General features: G+C 67.4%; 13 protein-coding genes. 3 read left to right on the top strand and 10 right to left on the bottom strand.

Annotated features, from left to right (window positions below; all coding sequences use genetic code 11):
* Nucleotides 1-2601 (bottom strand): glycoside hydrolase family 31 protein, encoded by a 2601-nt coding sequence (locus BJI69_RS03815; protein ID WP_052767243.1) that lies wholly within the window; start codon nucleotides 2599-2601, stop codon nucleotides 1-3.
* A 149-nt stretch (nucleotides 2602-2750) separates the two neighbouring features.
* Here BJI69_RS03815 and BJI69_RS03820 point away from each other — a divergent pair, with 149 nt between their 5' ends.
* Nucleotides 2751-3005, top strand: coding sequence for a CsbD family protein (locus BJI69_RS03820; protein ID WP_046968237.1), 255 nt, complete (start codon nucleotides 2751-2753; stop codon nucleotides 3003-3005).
* Nucleotides 3006-3761: 756 nt separating this feature from the next.
* Here BJI69_RS03820 and BJI69_RS03825 read toward each other — a convergent pair.
* From BJI69_RS03825 to BJI69_RS03855, 7 genes are read right to left on the bottom strand one after another with little or no spacing between them, the layout of a single operon-like run.
* Nucleotides 3762-5162, bottom strand: coding sequence for a GGDEF domain-containing protein (locus BJI69_RS03825; protein WP_046968163.1), 1401 nt, complete (start codon nucleotides 5160-5162; stop codon nucleotides 3762-3764).
* 1 nt (nucleotide 5163) lies between these two features.
* Nucleotides 5164-6351 (bottom strand): hypothetical protein, encoded by a 1188-nt coding sequence (locus BJI69_RS03830; RefSeq protein ID WP_046968162.1) that lies wholly within the window; start codon nucleotides 6349-6351, stop codon nucleotides 5164-5166.
* On the bottom strand, nucleotides 6348-8690 hold the full coding sequence (locus BJI69_RS03835; protein WP_046968161.1) for a putative bifunctional diguanylate cyclase/phosphodiesterase: 2343 nt from the start codon (nucleotides 8688-8690) through the stop codon (nucleotides 6348-6350). Before BJI69_RS03835 ends, BJI69_RS03830 begins: the two co-directional genes overlap by 4 nt.
* Nucleotides 8691-8697: 7 nt before the next feature.
* A complete protein-coding gene (locus tag BJI69_RS03840; protein ID WP_052767237.1) occupies nucleotides 8698-9342 on the bottom strand; it encodes a hypothetical protein in 645 nt (214 codons plus the stop codon).
* Nucleotides 9343-9386: 44 nt separating this feature from the next.
* Nucleotides 9387-9587 (bottom strand): hypothetical protein, encoded by a 201-nt coding sequence (locus tag BJI69_RS03845; RefSeq protein WP_046968160.1) that lies wholly within the window; start codon nucleotides 9585-9587, stop codon nucleotides 9387-9389.
* Between the two features lie 29 nt (nucleotides 9588-9616).
* Nucleotides 9617-11302 carry an ATP-binding cassette domain-containing protein gene (locus BJI69_RS03850; RefSeq protein ID WP_046968159.1) on the bottom strand — a complete coding sequence of 562 codons (1686 nt, stop codon included), beginning with the start codon at nucleotides 11300-11302 and terminating at the stop codon, nucleotides 9617-9619.
* 2 nt (nucleotides 11303-11304) lie between these two features.
* Nucleotides 11305-12348: a phosphoenolpyruvate carboxykinase (ATP) gene (locus BJI69_RS03855; protein WP_046968158.1), complete on the bottom strand. Its 1044-nt coding sequence runs from the start codon at nucleotides 12346-12348 to the stop codon at nucleotides 11305-11307.
* Nucleotides 12349-12474: 126 nt separating this feature from the next.
* Between BJI69_RS03855 and BJI69_RS03860 the strand changes: the two genes are divergently transcribed.
* Nucleotides 12475-13965, top strand: a complete 1491-nt coding sequence (locus BJI69_RS03860; RefSeq protein WP_046968157.1) for a B12-binding domain-containing radical SAM protein — start codon at nucleotides 12475-12477, stop codon at nucleotides 13963-13965.
* Nucleotides 13966-13973: 8 nt separating this feature from the next.
* Nucleotides 13974-15197 (top strand): nucleotidyltransferase family protein, encoded by a 1224-nt coding sequence (locus BJI69_RS03865; RefSeq protein WP_046968156.1) that lies wholly within the window; start codon nucleotides 13974-13976, stop codon nucleotides 15195-15197.
* Here the strand turns inward: BJI69_RS03865 and BJI69_RS03870 are convergent.
* Nucleotides 15194-16309: a glycosyltransferase family 4 protein gene (locus tag BJI69_RS03870; RefSeq protein WP_046968155.1), complete on the bottom strand. Its 1116-nt coding sequence runs from the start codon at nucleotides 16307-16309 to the stop codon at nucleotides 15194-15196. The two genes, BJI69_RS03865 and BJI69_RS03870, sit on opposite strands and share 4 nt — an antisense overlap.
* Nucleotides 16306-17430: a glycosyltransferase family 4 protein gene (locus tag BJI69_RS03875; protein ID WP_046968154.1), complete on the bottom strand. Its 1125-nt coding sequence runs from the start codon at nucleotides 17428-17430 to the stop codon at nucleotides 16306-16308. Before BJI69_RS03875 ends, BJI69_RS03870 begins: the two co-directional genes overlap by 4 nt.
* Nucleotides 17431-17433: the final 3 nt, after the last annotated feature.

Raw genomic sequence — 17433 nt, forward strand, 5'->3', positions numbered from 1 at the left:
TCAGCGTCCGAGCAGGTTGGCGAAGGCACGCTTGAAGGACTCGTCGATCGGTGTGGCATCGACGCTCGCTGGCAGGCCTTCGAAGCGCGCTTCGAAGGCGAGGACCGCCGCCATGAAACGCTCGGCGCGGCCTTCGTCGTCGCCCTCTTCTACGGCATAGGCCAGCACACGCGCCGCTTGCCCCGCGAGGTCGACATCGTCGGGCAGTGCGGAAATATCACCCCAGACCTGCTTCAGGTAGTCCACGGCGATGCCGGCGCGACGCATGCGATGCAGCAGCCCGATGGGCATCGTATGTTCGGGCGTGAAGCGCGCGACGATGTCCTGAGGCTCGTCCAGTGACACGGAGCCGAGATCGACACGGATACACAACGAGGCCGTATCGAACAGCCAGGTCTGCGGCGCGGGCGGCTCGCTGTACGGCAGGGGCACGCCATTCACTTCGACGCTCTCGGGAATGCCGGCATCGAGCAGCTCCACGATGTACGAACGCGACGAGGGGCGCCCCTGGTAATGGCCTCGCATGGCGTCGATGTGCACACGCTGCGCACGGTCTCCGCGGCGACTACGCACGCTGGTGCGCGCGAAGTCGCCGCGCTGGTAACCCTGGCTCTCGCCGTCGTCGTCGTAGAGTTCGGTGGCGCCTTCGTCACCCGGAAAAACCTGGAGGATCAGGGCGTCGGGCACGCTGGCAAGGTTGCGCAAGCCTTCCGGATACAGCGGGACCACACTGCCCGGGCGCACGAAGATGGGAATCTCCTCGAGCGTGTAATGCCGCTCGATCATCTGCCCGCCCTCGAAGGACTCCGCGCCGTCGCGGCTGTACCACAAACCCGGCGGCAGCCACACGGGGAACGACGCCGCACCGTCCTCACCGACCGGCGCGGTGACAGGGGCCACGAGGATGTCGTTGCCGAACATGTATTGCGCCGGATGTTCGTAAGCCTCCTCGTGCTCGGGCCAGTGGTAATACATCGGGCGCACGATCGACAGCCCGGTGTCGTAGGCGTGTCGCGCGGCACCGTAGATATAAGGCGCCAATTGATAGCGCAGGCGGATTGCGGCGAAGATCGCATCGCCATACGGCGGCCCGAAATGCCAGGGTTCCTTATGCAGGCTGGCCTCTTTCGCCGAATGCGTGCGCAGCACCGGGCTGAAGACACCGAGCTGCATCCAGCGCGCGTAGAGCTCCGGCTCGAGATGCCGCTCCGGTCGCGGAATGTGCTTGTGGAACGTATGCCCGCCGATGTCGTGGCTCCAGTAGCCGTAAAGGACATTGGACGCCATCGCGGTGAAGTGGGGCTGGAAGGCCAGGGAGTCCCAGGAGATCACGCTGTCGCCGGAAAAGCCGATGGGATAGCGATGATTCCCGAGGCCACCCCAGCGGTGATAGATCAACCCACGCCGGTCGCCGTCACGCTGCATCTCGGTGAAGAACGCATGGTTGAGCCACCAGGTATTCGACAGGCCGGGATGCGCTTTCGATTCCGGCCACTGCTGCCAGTCGAGCCACCAGAAATCGACGCCGACCTTTTCCAGCGGATGCAGCACGGTATCGAACAAGGCCCGCATGTATGGCTGCGACGTGCCTTCGAACGGAATCGCCGCCCGTGTCGAGGTGTCCCACGAGAGTGCCTTTGCCATGGCGTCGTACTGCTCTTCATGCGGCAGTACACCGGAGGCGGGATGCAGGTTGAGCGTGACCCGCAGGTGCTGTCCATGTGCCCAGCGCATGAAGGCCTCAGGATCCGGGAACAGGCTTCGGTTGAACGTGTAGCCGGTCCAGCCGGACTGCTCGCCGAACACGTCCTTGTGCTCGTGGCCGGGCCGCAGCGACAGGCCAGGCGTGGTGTGCCAGTCCATGTCGAGAACGAGCACATCGAGCGGGATGCGCTCCTTCTCGAAACGCGCACCGAGTGTGCGCAGTTCCTCGTCGGTGTAGTTCCAGTAACGCGACCACCAATAGCCGAAGACGAAACGCGGCGGAATCGGCTGCGGACCGGCGATCGCCGCGAAATCGGCCAGCGCACCGCGGTAGTCGTGACCATAGCCGAAGAAGTACAGGTCCTGGCGTTCGCCGGCGGGTCGCTCGAGCACCCAGCCTTCGTCGTCGATGCCAAAGCCCTCGGTGTCGTCGACGACATGCCACCCGTCCCGGGCGATCAACCCCTCCTCGATCGGCAGCTTGCTGCCGTCCTGCCAGGTGTCCCCGTCGTAGCGGTCCAGGGTGCGATAGGTGCCGCCCAGATTGGCCTTCTGGATATCGCCGGGCTTCCAGGCCAGGTCGGCGTCGCCGCGACGAATTCGAATCGCCAGGTTGGCCTCGGTAAACCGCCCGCTGCCTTTCTCGTAGCGCAGCCGCAACGCGCCGGTGTCGATCTCCAGCGCGTGCTCGTCTTCGACGATCCGGAATCGCGGCACCTCCAGCGCCCGGTGCACTACGATCTGCGTGCGGCTGTCACGGAACACCGTCGAGGCGCTCCACTCCAGCCGGATGAGCCGTGGCGTGAGAACGGTGAAGCGCACCTCGGCGCGCTCGATCACGGCCTCGGGATGGGCCGCAGCGCCGGCACCAGGCCGGTGGTCTGTCGTGGCTTCCATGGGCTCGGAGCCCCTTCTTCGACGCGAGGTGGACCATTATGACGCGTCGCCGCATGGAACCGGTGAAAGCATCGGCTTGACGGCGTCTTGCCGCGCCGTGCACTTCCCGCCGGGCACCTTCTTCACCTCAATCAACGAGGAGCGGGACCATGAACGAAGACCAGATCCGTGGCGCGGCGAACACCATCGGCGGACGTGTCCAGCGCGCCGCCGGCGCCCTGGGCGGCGATCACGGCCTCGAAGCCGAAGGTGCCATCCGCGAGACCGCCGGCCGCGTCCAGGCGAAGGCCGGTGAAGCGGTCGACACCGCCCGCGACGTGATCGCCCACCGCCCCCTCGGCGCGATCCTGAGCGGCTTTGGCGTCGGCATCCTGGTCGGCATGCTTCTCGCCCGCCGCGACTGAGCCCTCCGAAGTTCATGCGCTGCAAGAGCCCGGCTTCGTGCCGGGCTTTTTTCCGATACTTCGTCGCACACCGTGCAGCCATTGCCCCGCCGCTCGCATGGATGGGTGAGGCGCAGAGCCTTCGGTGCCCACCCTCGCTGCTCAGACAGGTCCTCCGCGTTCCGTACCGGAAAGGCCGCTAACGCGGCCCGTGCACCTATTTGGCCTACGGCCGCTCCACTTGTGCGGAACTCGCCTCGAGGGTGGACACCGAAGACTCTTCCCATCCCTGAGGTTCGTGCGGGTCGAGCGGACGAAGCAACGCCGCTTCGACTGCCGGCTCGTCGCCATCGCCAAACGGTCGACCCGGCGCGTCGGTCGCGATCATTCGCGCAAGGGCAGCGCCGCGGCGAGGAAGGCCCTCACCGAGTCGGCCTGATCGTGCCAGCACGACTGCCGTAACGGCCCGCTTCGGCGACCGCAACCGTCCTGCCGGCTCGCCGTCGAGCTAACCGTATCGTCGTGAGAGACCTTGGTGTCCACCCCCGAGGCGAGTTCCGCACAAGTGCAGCGGCCGTAGGCCAGATAAGTACACGGGCCGCGTCAGCGGCCTTTCCTTTACGGAACGCGGAGGACCTGTCTGAGCAGCGAGGGTGGACACCAAGGTCTCCCCGCGAGACGCCCAAGTGTACGCAGCGACGGCGGCGGCGAAGCCGAGCCAGCCCGGCGACGTCGCGTAAACACCATGCGTAGAGAACCGTCCTGTCGTCGCTGAGATCAGAGCAACAAGCAGCGATTTCGCCCCGCTCGCTTGGCGGCGTAAAGCGCGCGGTCCGCGCGGTCGAAGACGGTGGCCGCGGTGTCGTTGGCGAGGAAGCGGGTGATGCCGCCGGACATCGTCACCGTTACCGGTTTCTGGCTGGCGTGGAAGGCCAGGGCGGCAACGGTTTCGCACAGCGCCGTGGCTGCGGCGAGGGCCTCGTCCGGCGCGATGCCGGCGAAGATCACGACGAACTCCTCGCCGCCATAACGCGCGACGAACGCCGGTGCCGGCAGTTCGCGCGTCAGGGTCTGGCCGACGATGCGCAGGACGGCGTCGCCTGCCGCATGGCCGAAGCTATCGTTGATCACCTTGAAATGATCGATATCGAACGCACCCACGCAGGCGACGACACCCTGGTCGCGCACGTCCTGTTCGATCTCGGCCATGCGCCGTTCGTAAGCGAGGCGATTGGGCAGGCCGGTCAGGGGATCGGTGAGCGCGAGCTCGTGTTCGCGACGCAACGAGTCCTGCAGCGATGTCGCCTGCGTCTCGAGTTCTTCGACGCGATCCTTCATGCGCTCCGCACGATCGCGGTAGGTTGCCAGGCGTTCGTCCTCGCGATCGCGGAACGCGCGAAAGTGCTCGTCGATCATGGAGAGGCGCGCATTCACCTGCGCCTGCAAGGCGTCCAGATCCGTGGCGCCCAGGGTCTGTTCGGCGAGAAGCCGCATTTCCTCGCGCACCGTGGCATCGAGGTCGCGGCCTTGTTCGTCACCGGTCGCGACGTGCTCGGTTTCGGCCACCAGGTAACGCGTCATGTCGCCGAGACGCCCGCTGACTTCGGCGAGCAGGTCCTGTAGCTGCGCCATGTCGTGACGCAGCGACGCGCGTTCCTGGTTCACGAGGTCGGCGAGATCTTGCGCCGCCGACGCGATCGCCTCCGGATCGCGGGCTTGACCCAGCACCGCATGCAGATCGTCGGCGCGCCCGGCGAGTGCGGGCATCATCGCGACCTTGAGGAGTACCTGCCGCAACGCGTCCGTCGCCACGCGACAGGCATCGACCTCCTGTGCCGGGATGGGATCCACGATAGCCGCTGCCTGCGGCACGTCGTGCGCAGGGTCGATGGGCAGAGGCGACTGCCGTTCGAGCGCGGTGATCGCCTCGGTCAACGCATCCAGCAAGGGGTCGAGGCCGTCGGGGGTCGAGGCATGTCGTAAACCATCGCCCAGATGATCCAGAAGACGATCGGCCTCCTCGCTCTGTCCACGAGCCAGCGCGGCAAGGCGAAGCACGAGTCGTCGCAAGCCCTCCTCCGTCACACGGAAGTCGTGTTCGTCGCGCTCCATCCGCTCGAGGGCGAGATGGTATTTGCGCTCCCAGACGTCCTGCGCCACGCCGCCACCTTCGTTCATGTCAGTAGAGTACCCGTGCGAGCAGTTGCAGTTGGTTGCCGCGTTCCCGAGGGGCGAGTCCCGCCTCCAGGCGATCGTCGCGCGTGGCGTCCACATGCAGGTATTCGGCCGTGAGGCGCAGCCATTCGCTCGGGCGCCAGTTCAGCGCAGCGGTGATGGCGCGCCCCCGCTCCCCCGACGGCCAGGTGCGGAAACGCTCCACACGGAGGGTAGGACGCCACGCACCACGGTTCCAGCCGGCCAGCAGGAAGGCCGACTGGACATGAGTCAGGAAAATTGTCTGCCGCGGCTGGACGCCGGTGTCACCGTCCATCCCCTGCGCGATCCAGGTTACCGGCCCGGTGGCGAACATCGCGCCCGCCGACCAGAAGCGCGTGCGCCAGGCGAAGAGCCTGTCGCCGTTCGCATATAGCCGCCAGGCCTGCGGATCGGCCCGGTTGTCGTAGCGCAGCAGGCGCAGATCGAGGCCCGTGCTGCTCTTCCAACTGGCATCCGCATACCAACCGGTGCGACCGCCGACGCGCTGGAACGGCGCGTACTGCTCCCGTGTACCGCCCTCATCGGAAGGCTCGCGCAACCGACCGCCGACACCGTAGACCAGGTCGCTGAGCGACCAGCCGCGCACCGCGAGAATGTTTCCCGCGACGTCGTTGTGCCGGAAAAGACCACCGCCCAGACCGAGGGTGCCGTTGTCGCCACGCCACTCCTCTCGCGCCTCGGCACCCAGGCCGCGGAGTTCCTCACCAACCCAGCTGTTGATCGCAGACGGCGTGATGGTCCATGGACTGGTCCAGCCGATGCTGTCGTTTTCGAGGGAGACGGGGAGGAAATACAGGCCGCCCTTGATGGCGGTACGCCAGGCCGAAAGGGACAGTGGGCGGTAACGAAGGAAGGCTTCGGTCAGCTGCGGGCTGGCGTGGTCGGTCTGCTGGAGCTGGACGTCGGCCAGGGCGAACAGGGCCGGCGTGAGCTGCGCGGTGACGACGACGGCCGCTGCGCCGAAGCGCGCCCGCGTGTCGCCGTCGCCATAGCGCAGGCGTCCCGGGCCGCCGTTGACGAAGCTGGGATCGTTGGCGGCGTCGACCACGCGCACATCCGCATACGCATGCACCTTCACCTCCTGCGCGCGGGCGAAAGGCGTAACGAGGCAGGTGACGGTGATGACGAACGCGCGACAGAAACGAGTCACGCGAATCCCGCGTCCGGCGCAGCGCGACGTGCGGCCAGGGCCGCGAACGGCATCGGTCGGTCGACATGGAATCCCTGCGCACGATCGCAGCCGACCTCACCGAGGAAGGCGATGCTGTCTTCGTCCTCCACCCCTTCGGCGGTCACCCGATAGCCCAGCCGATGGCCGAGCTCGACCAGCGAGCGGACGATCACGCGGTCGGTTTCATCGGTGGCGAGGTGCTGGACGAACATCTTGTCGATCTTCAGTTCCCTGACGGGCAGTCGGCGGAGGTAGGCGAACGAGGTCTGGCCGACCCCGAAATCGTCGATCGCCACGTCGATACCCATATCGGCCAGACGACGGAGGACTTGAAGCGCCGCCTCCGGTTCGCCGATGACGGCGCTCTCGGTCACTTCCAGGATCAGGGCGGTGGCTGGCAGCTGGTGGACCCGCAGCAGATGGGCGACATGGTCGGGCAGCTCGGTATCGCCGATGTCGCGGGCCGAGAGGTTGATCGAGAGTCGCAGGGGCTGCCCCGTACGGGCCAGTTCCGCCGCCTGGGCGATGCCGCGGGCAAGCACCCAGCGCGTCAGGCGACCGATATTGCCGGTCTCCTCGGCCACGGTGACGAACTGTTCGGGCGAGACCATGCCGCGTCCCGGCCGGGGCCAGCGCACCAGCGCTTCGACACCGTCGATGCGACCGTCGGCCAGGCGCCGCTGGGGCTGGTAGTAGAGCTCCAGCGCATCGGTCTCGATGGCCGTGCGCAATTCGCTCATGAGAGAAAGGCGCTCGGGCCGATGGGGATCGGCCTGCGGATCGTAGACATCGACACCCCGCGCCGAACCCACCGCGGCGAACTCTGCCACCTCGGCCCGACGCAGCAAGGCGGCCGCGCGTTCGCCGTGACTGGGCGCCAGGGCGATGCCGACCGCGGGGCCCATGTCCATGTTCACTTCGGCTTCCTGATAGGGCTGGCCGAGCGCATCCATCACGCGGAACGCGACCGAGATCGCCTCGGTGCGGTCGGCGCCGCGAAGCCACACCGCGAACTGGGTGTCCGTGGCGCGTGCGACGTAGTGCGTGCCGGCCACCTGGCCGACGCGCACGCCGGCATCGCGCATCAGGCGGTCGGCCAGTGCGTGGCCGATCGTCTTGATGATGTCCGGCAGGTGCGTGACGCCCACGATCAACAGGGCACCCTGCTGGCCGGGTGCGGTCGCCAGATCCTGGTCGATCGCTTCCTCGGCCGCGGCGCGATTCGGCAGGCCGGTCACGCCATCGTGCATGGCCTGGTGGCGAATGCGCAGTTCGCGCTCGCGGACCGCGTCGCCCATGGTGCGGAACGCCGTCGCCAGTTCCCCGATCTCGTCGCGGCGACGCACCTCGGGCGCATCGCGGTAATCACCACCGGCGATGCGCCGCGCCGCGGCAGCGAGTGCTTCCACCGGGCGCGATACGCCGCGAGCGACCAGCCAGGCGACGAGCAGTCCGGCCGCGAGGCCGACGGCCAACAGGGCCAGCCACGCATCCCATACCGCCTTGTAAGGACGCAACGCGTCATCGAGCGAGTAGCCGAGCACTGCGTAGACCGCACCGCTTCCCTTCGGTTGGCGGAGCAACTGCGCCAGCACCAGATAGTCGCGGCCACCGATCGTCGCCGCGGTCGGTTCCGATGGCAGCGAGCGATCGCTGGAGGAAAAGCTCGCCGTCAGCTCGGATCGACTGCTTCCGCGCGCCATCACGGCGTAATGACCGACGCCGGTCGGCGTGGCCAGCTCGATATCGCGAGGCAGGGCGGAAAGCTGCTGCATGTGCGCGATCATCGCGTTGTCGACGGGAATACTGGCAGCCACCAAACCCACCGGTTGCGGCGCGTAGATCGGCACGACGACCACCCAGAAGGCCTTGCCATCGACGACGGCGACGGCCGCCGTCCGCTCACTGAAGGCCCGGCTCAGCAGATCGGGAAAGGCGAACGGCTGGCCATCGCCGGCGCCGCTTGCCGTATCTGCCTGTACCTTGCCATCGAGGTCGAGCAACTGCATGCGCGATGCGCCGACACGTCGCCCATGGTTGCGCAGGACGGAAAGGATGGTGTCCTTGTCGCGCGCGCCGATGGCCGAACGCAGGCCATAGTCCAGCGACATGATCTGCACGCCGTTGGCCACGCTTGCCGACAGATCGTTCATCTGGGTTACGAAGGCCGCCGCACTCGCGGCAAGCTGATTGCCGCCTTCCCTGACCAGCTGGCGGCGCGCCACGTCGTAGGCCAGGACGGCGGTAAGGCCCTGGACGAGGATCAGCGTGGCAACGAAGAAAAGTGCCAGCCGGGTGCGGAAACCGAGGACCGGCATGGTCGGCTCAGTAGCCGAGGTGCTCTCGATCCATCGCGCCACGTGGATCGGGCAGCAGGGCGAGGTTGAAACGGACCGTGGCCGGGATCGACTCGTTCACGGTGACGCCCTGGATCGGCAGGATCACGCCGGGGCGGAGCTGGGGATGCCAGGCGTGTGCGACGTAATCCCCGGCGACCACGCCATCGATGCTCGCCCTGCCCTGTGCATCGGTCGTCGCTATCTCGGGATCCTTCGTCACATAGAGGTACGTGAGCATCTGGTCGTGGATGTTGCAACCGACGGCCGCGTTGCCCGGGCCCTTCATCACCAGCGCCGGCGAGCTCTCGCCGGGGGCAAGCATGGTCTCGAACTTCACCATGTCCGAAAACGAGTACACGTGATGCCGCGTCGTATCGCTGTTGCGAAAGATCACGCTGTCGCCGACGTGCATCGCCGTCACGAAGGGAAGGAAGGTTTCGTCCTTCTGGTCGACGTAATGCGTGGCCGGCGCGATCGTTCGTGCCGGGGTGCCCGGCCTGGGCGCAAGGCTGACCACGGCGTCCGCGACCGGATGCCCGCTCGTGTCCACAACCTCGACGACGACTCGCCCGGCATGGGCCGGCGTGCCGCCCAGGATGAATACGGTCGCGATGGCGAGCAGTCGGCGCATGGGCTTCCCCTGTGATCCGACGCTAGCCTAGCTCAGTCGGCGGCTCAGCCGCGAACCGGACGCAGCATGCGGCAGATGGCGACCATCGGTCGGTGCGGTCCGCAGGGGTCGGTACTCCCGACATCGTTGCGATGCGTGGCCGCAACGGTATCGAATGACGGTTGGCCTGGCCCCTGCGCCCGGCCACCCGCCAGTGCGAGCACCAGCCCGACCAGCATCGCGATGGATTTCGTGGTGACGCACATGGCCTTCCCCCCGGTTGACGATCCCGACGTTAGGCCCCGGCGCGTGAAGGAACAATAGACCGAATGGTGGGGCCGACGGTCACGCAGCGGTCGGCCAGCGCGGCGACGCCTTCCCGATGGGACACCACGATCAGCAGGCTTCGCGGCAGACGCCGCTTCAGCGCGGACAACACCGCAAGCTCCGACGCCGCGTCCAGCGCACCCGTGGCTTCGTCGAGCACGGCGACGGCGGGCTCGCGCAGGATGACCTGGGCAAGCAGAAGGCGCTGGAGTTCGCCGCCGGAGAGTCGACTGGACATATCGTGCAAGGCCGCGTCCAGCGTCTTGTCGAGGCCGACATCGCACAGGACCTCGTGCAATTGCTCGTCGGTGGCCGATGCCGCTGCCCATCGCAGGCAGTCACGCACGGTCGCCTGCCATGGCCGCACACTCTGGCTGACGTAGGCGCCGTGACGGACGTAAGCACGGTACGTGTCGTAATCGATGGCATGCCCGTCGACCCATACGTCGAAAAGGGTGGGTCGCGCCATGCCGGCGAGCACATCGACGAGGCTGCTCTTGCCGATGCCGGAATCCCCCTGGATGAGGACGAGCTCCCCGGGACGCACGATCAGGTCGACGAGGTCGATGCCGGGAACCGGCGGCGTGACGTGGATGTGCCGGAGGTGGACGCCGCTGGCGGGGATCGTCGGCAACGCGGCCGACGCGGGTGGCGTGTCCGAGGCAGCCAGATTCATGTAGCGCCGCCACAACGCAAACGCGGGTGCGGCCGAGCGCATCTGTTGCAAGCTCTGCCGCGTCGACACCAGGTAGGGCAAGAGTCGGCCGAGCAGCAGGCATACCGCGATCAGGGCGCCCTGATCGATGCCGTGCCAGCGCTGTGCGACGACGAAGAGCAAGGCGATACCGCCCACGGCCAGCAATTCGAGTATCAACCGACCCGACGCGATCAGCTCCAGTTGACGGGCGTAGCCGCGCGACAGGTCTTCGGATACCTCGCCAAAGCTGTCACGTTCCGTGGGTTCGCGACCGAACGAGCGGACGTGTCGTAGCCGCCGGGGAAAGTCTTCGCTGCGCCAGAAGAGGCGCGTGATGTCCGCGACGTAGCGACGGGCCACGTCGACCTGTTCACGGCCGTAGAAGCGCGAAGCGAGCATGGCGAGGGCGGCCAGCGGCGGCGCGACCAGGAGCAGCAGCGGCGATACCCAGAACGCAAGGGAAAGGCTGACCGCCGCGGTGATCCCGGCGACGAGCAACTGCTGCAATGCGCTGAACGCCTGCACGATGATCTCGACGTTGTGGGTAAACACGTTGGCGATCTCCGCCGAGCTGACGGCCGCGAGCGGCCCGATCTCGGCGGCGATCAGTCGTGCATGTACCTGGCGGCGCAGGCGCATGCCGTAGCGACCCGTCAGCCGCGCACCGAGGCACGCGGCTTGCCAGCGCAGCAGGGCGAAAGCGAGCGTCACCGCGGTAAACGCGGTGATGCGCCAGCCCACGCTCAGCGAGGCGTGAAACCAGCGACCGTCGAACGGCAGCCGTGCATCCGGCTGCACCAGCGGCACCAGCAACACGGCAGCGAGGGCACCGGCGAAGGCCGAGCCCAGGGAAAGCGCGACGTAGATACCGACGTTCCAGCGGTCTGCCGTGGGCAGCGTCGTCGCGAGCGATCTCAGCAGATCACGCAGACCGGCGCGCGGCGTCGCGACGTTCATCCTCATGCACTCGCGACGTGGCGTGAGGTCAGCAAGGACCGCAAGGCATCCACCGAAGCCCGCGGGTGCCGTCCACGCCGAAGGACATGGACGTCCATCTCCGACAGCCGATGGACGAACCGGTGCCAGCCGGACTGGCCCGCCGCATAGGGTTGGTCGGCGAGCAAGCGCGTGGCGATGTCGTCATGCGCGAGCGGGACGAGCATGTCGGCCTCGTCGGCAGCGATCTCCGCGGAAACGAAGACGGCACCGACGAGGGCCAGCGGGGCGGTCGCGACATGACCGTATCCCTGGCGCAGATCGGCCTCGAACTTCTCCACGCCGCTGCGGCGGCGGATCGTCGGCGAGTGCGCGATCCAGCGGCGCATCGGACCTTCGTCGATGAAGCGCAAGGCATCCTCGCGCACGTGCAGGAAGTTGCCGACGCCACGCGCTTCCATGCTGCGGGGATCGACGAAGATGGCGTCCTCGGCAACGAAGTCCATCCCCTCGAGCAGGCCGTGCAGGGCGAGCGTGGATTTGCCCGCGCCGCTCGCGCCGAGCAGGAGGACGCCGCGGCCGTCCGTACCGAGGCAGGCGCCGTGCAACGGGAGCAGGTCCATGCCGCGCGCGGCCAGCACGAAGACCGCGAACTCGATCAGTTCGTAGCGTACGTGATAGGGCCAGTCGAGCATGTCTTCGGACACGACCACCAGGGCGCGCTGGCGCCCGTGGTCGATGATGACGTAGTTGGCGGCATCGACGATGCCGCACAGCAGGCCCGCACCGGATTGCGTGAGCACCGGCGGCGGCTCGTCCCAGGCCGGCGCGGGGCGCCGTGGCGAGAGGCGAAGCTCGAGATGAAAGCTTGGCAGCGGTGACCCCGGCACGTCGCGCGGCAAGCCACCGTAGGCGGCCTCGACCGGCTCGAGCAGCGCCGGGTGGGTGCTGTCGAAGCGAAAACGGGCACCGAGAATGGTCTTGACCATGGCGAAGGGATAAGGCGAGCGCTCGAAAAAGGGATCGGCGCCAATGTCGCCAATGCCCGGAGGGGTGATCTGGGCCATGCGGCATCCCGGCAGTGAACCCGTGGGTGCGGGGCGCCTGCGGAAAGGTTGCGCATGAAGTGAAGGCAACCCTCGCGTTGCGTGCAGGCACTCACTGACCAACGCGACGATCGAGGCTTCCCCGACATGCTCAAGATCCAGGTCGGCCACTCCTACTTCCTTCGATACGACCCGAAGCAGTGGGAACGTGGCAAACCCTATCCCCCGCTTGCCACCATCCAGGTGGCCGCGCTGCTCAGGGAGATGGGCCACACCCTGTCGTTGTTCGACGCCATGCTGGCCGAGGGCGTGGAGGAATACGCCGGTGCGCTGCACGCCGCGGACCCCGACCTCGTCGTGATCTATGAAGACAACTTCAACTACCTGACCAAGATGTGCCTCAGCCGCATGCGCGACGCGGCATGCCAGATGATCGCCGAGGCGCGCGTGTCGGGTGCCCGGGTGATCGTCGCCGGCTCCGACGCATCGGACCAACCCGAGGCGTTTCTCGCCGCCGGGGCCGACGCGGTGCTTGTCGGCGAAGGCATCGCCGCGCTGGCCGCCCTGGTGGACCGGCTGCAACGCGCACCGGATATCGATACGGCGAGCTGGACGGCTGGCCTGGCCGGTGTGGCCACCCTCGTCGATGGCGAGACGCAACTGGTCCGACTCGGCGCGGTACCCCCCGATCCGCGTGTAGTCGGTCGTCCCGCCTGGGACCTCGTCGACATCGAGCGTTATCGCTCTCTCTGGCAGGAGCGCCACGGCTACTTCAGCCTGAACATGGCCGCCTCCCGCGGTTGCCCGTTCCGTTGCAACTGGTGTGCGAAACCCATCTGGGGCAACCACTACAAGCAGCGCAGCGCCGAGGACGTCGCCGCCGAGATGACCTATCTCAAGCGCACGTTCCGGCCCGACCACATCTGGATGGCCGACGACATTTTCGGTTTTCACGTCGGTTGGGTGAGCGCCTTCGCCGATCATCTTCGTGACAGCGACGGCTCGGTTCCTTTCACCATCCAGACCCGCGCCGATCTCGGCAGCGAGCGCATGGTCGCCGCCCTGGCCGACGCCGGCTGCGCGGAAGCGTGGATCGGCGCGGAAAGCGGCAGCCAGCGCGTGCTCGACCGCATGAACAAAGGCACGACGGTGGCCGAGCTGATCGCCGCCCGCCGTCGTTTCGGCGAGCACGGCGTGCGTGTCGGCTTCTTCATCCAGCTCGGTTACCTCGGCGAGCAACTCACCGACCTGCTCGCGACCCGCGACCTCGTCGCCGAAGCCGCGCCGGACGACATCGGCGTCAGCGTGTCGTACCCGCTGCCGGGCACGAAGTTCTACGAGGAAGTGAAGGCGCAGCTGGGCAGGAAGACGCATTGGCGCGACAGCAACGACCTCGCCATGATGTTTCGCGGTGCCTACGACTCGGACTTCTATCGCCATATGCGCGACCTGCTGCACCAACAGGTCAACCTGCGCCAGTCGCGCGAGACGCTCTCGCCGGCGACGCACCGCGACGTGCATGCCCAGCTCGAGACGCGCTGGAACACCTTGTTCGCCCATGAAGCGGAACATCGCACCGAGCAACCCACGCCGTCGCCATTCATGGCGATGCAGACCATCGCACTGCCCCTACTGTAGATGCCGTCATGATGCCTTCCCTGAAGCTCGTCCGTAGCGGTCTGCACCGCACCACCGAGGCACTCGCCGCGGAGCTCGCACTGGCCAGGCCAGGCAGCCGGCTCCCTGCGTGGACCGATCTCGAATGGCGACTGGCTTCCGCGGTGGCTGTGGCGCACGGTGTCTCGCCACTGCTCAGTCGTCTGTCCACCTGGAACAAACCCGCCTGGCGACTGTTCCTCGCTGCCCAACGCGAGCACGTGGAACAACGGCACCGTCGTATCGCCGCGCTGCTGGATCGCATCGACCAGGGCGCGCGCGATGTCGGTCTGGCCATCGTGCCGCTGAAAGGATCGGCGCTGCACGCGTTGGGCATCTATAGCCCGGGCGACCGCCCCATGGCCGACATCGACCTGCTCGTGCGCGAGGACGACGTCGGACCGACCACTGCCCTGCTCCTCGAACTCGGCTATGAGGAATCGTTCGCGCAGTGGAAGCATCGCGTGTTCAAGCCGGCCGACGGCCAAGCCTTCCAGGGGCTGGGCGAACACCGCGACACGCCGGTCAACATCGAACTGCATACGCGCATCCAGGAGCGCCTGCCGGTGTCCACGGTCGATATCACGGCGCGCATCTACCCTCGTCATCCGCGGCCGGGGCTCAATCCCTATCCCTCGCATGGCGCCCTGATGAGCCATCTTCTGCTGCACGCCGCTGGCAATGTCTGTGGCCGCAGCCTGCGACTCATGCACCTCAACGATATCTCGCTGCTCGCGACGCGCATGGTGGCGAGCGACTGGCAGGCCTTGTGGGATGACGGCCGCGTCGGCTCGGCGTGGTGGGCGCTGCCGCCGCTACGCCTTGTCGCACGCTACTACACGCATGCGGTGCCACCGATGATTCTTGGGCGCCTGGAAAGCGAGTGCCCTCCCCTCCTGCGCGCCCTGTCACGGCGCTGGACGCTGACCGACGTGTCCTGCTCGGACCTGTGGCTGCATGCCTTGCCCGGCGTCGAGTGGTCGCGCAGCCCGGGCGAAGTGGCGCGATGCCTGCGCAATCGCCTGCGACCCTCGGCGGAGAGCGTGAAAGAACGCGCCGACATGGTGCGTACGCAGGTGTGGCTACAGGGTCAGAGCTGGGTCACCCAGGGTCATCGTCGACGCATGCTCACCTGGCTCACGCGTCCGGTGCCGCGCATGGACACGTTGTACGTCGTGCGTGCGGCGCTCGAACCCGCGGCACCGCTCGCCTAGGCGACCGTACCGCGGCGCGCGAGCAGCTCGTGGTACAGGGTTTCGAAGGTTCGGGCGGTGTGGTCGGCGTCTTCGGCGAGCGCCCGATGCTGGGCTGCCGCCGCCAGTCGGCAACGTAGCGCCTCGTCGAGCAGGACACGCTGGATCGCCGTGGCCAGGCCAACCCAGTCACCCACGTCGACCGCGAGTGCCGCCACCGGAGACCACTCGGCAAGATGACCGACCGCCGTACCTACCGTGGGCACGCCGGCGACGGCGGCCTCGAGAAGCACCAGGGGGCCCGCCTCGTGCATCGACGACATCACCAGCAGGTCGGAGGCCTCCACCAACGGGCGGAGTTCCCGCTGCGTGCGGAACCCGAGAAAGCGCACATGGGCGTCGAGTCCCAGCTGTCGGGCGAGTCCATCCATACGGCCCTGCAAGGTATCGACGCCGACGATGTCCATCTCGAAGTCCACGCCGGCGTCGCGTAGCGCCGCCAGGGCGCGCAACAGGGTCGTCTGATCCTTCACCAGGTTGAGGCTGGCGACATGCATGAGCCGCGCGCGCGGCGCGGCACGGCGACGTGGTGCCAGCGGCGGCCATGCCGTCGTATCGACACCGAGCGGGATGCGCCGTGCTGCGATGCCGAGCACGGCAAGCGAGTCGACGATCGGCGTACTGGCCGCTGTCACGGCATCCGTCGCACGCAGTACCACCGCTTCGCGAAGCCGTCCCTTCCAGCGGCGCCGACCGCCGTAGCCGATGCCGTGCAGCGCGACCAGTTCGCCACCGGCGATGTGGACCAGGCTCGCAATGCGCAGCCACTTGGCCGCCGCGACGGCGACAAAACTGCACGAGCCGGAAAAGATCGCGTGGATCAGGGCGAACGGCGCCAGCCGGTGCTCGGCGCGAATCGCGGCAATCGCGCGAAGACGCGGCCAGCCGTCACCGATGTTGTGAACGGTCGCGCCCAGCAAGGGCCAGGTCGCCGGCAGCGGCTCCTGGTGGAGGACGAAGACATGCACGTCATGGCGTTGCGCAAGCCGTGCGACGAGCGCGAGAAAGACGGGAATGACCCGGTATTCGCCCGTGCGATCCATGCCGCCGGGGACGACGATCGCAATCTTCACGACCGGCCCTCCCGTCGATCGGCGAGCAGACGTGCATAGGCATCCGCCCATTGGCGACCCACGGCGGCGAAGGACAGCGTCGCGTCGAAGAACGCACGCACGTCCGCACGCGATGGACGGATCCCGGCCGCGCGAACCAGCGCTTCCGCCAGTCGCCCGGCATCGCCGCACGGCCACAGTTCACCGACGACGTTACCCGTGAGCGAACGGAACGACGGAATGTCCGTGACCACCGGGGTCACGCCACAGGCCAGCGCCTCCAGCAAGGCGAAGCCGCAACTCTCGCCGCGGCTGCCCGAGACGAACAGATCGGCGCTGCGCATCAGCATCTCGATACGCGCGTGCGGCTGGTTGCCGAGCAGATGAACACGGCCATGCAGGCGCGGGTCGCTCTCGATCCGGTGACGCACCTCGTCCAGCAAGGGCGCACTGCCGAAAGCGCAGTAAAGCTGGATGCCCGGCAGGCGCTGCGATGCACGCGCGATACCCTCCAGTACGGTCAAGGGATCCTTGCCATGGCTGAGGTGTCCCACCCAGAGCACGCACGGATCGCCGCCCATGCCTGTTTCAGCGCGCGCCGCCATGCGATCGCCTGGATGGAAGCGACTGCTCGATTCCGGAATGGCGAACAGGCGGGTGCGCTGGGCGAACAGACCCGCACGCGTGAATGGCCCGGCCAGACCCGACGACGTGAAGGCGATACCGGACGCCGCCGCGTACCACATGCGCCAGCGCGCCCGTCGCCACCAGCGTGGCGGACGGTCCGCGTGGTCCTGGATGAGGATCGGCACGCGCGGCAGGCACTGGGCCACGGCGAACGCATCGGCGGCAAAACCGAGACTGTGCACGTGAACGACCTGACTACCGATATCGGCGACCAGGTCCGCGAGGAAGCGTCCGCGCGCCGCCAGGGAACGCATGCCTCCCAGGTCGACGAAGTGATAGTCGATGCCATGTCGGGTGAGCACGCAGGTGTGGGTCGCCACCTGGATCACCGAGACACGGGTTCCCGAGGCGGCCGCTGCTTCGGGAATGTCGGCCAGCGAGGGCCAACGCTCGAACAAGGCGTCGGGCGGGCAATCCGCCGGCGCGCGGAGGAAGTTGATCTGGGCGACATGCACGGA

The organism is Luteibacter rhizovicinus DSM 16549 (assembly GCF_001887595.1).
Lineage (GTDB): Bacteria > Pseudomonadota > Gammaproteobacteria > Xanthomonadales > Rhodanobacteraceae > Luteibacter > Luteibacter rhizovicinus.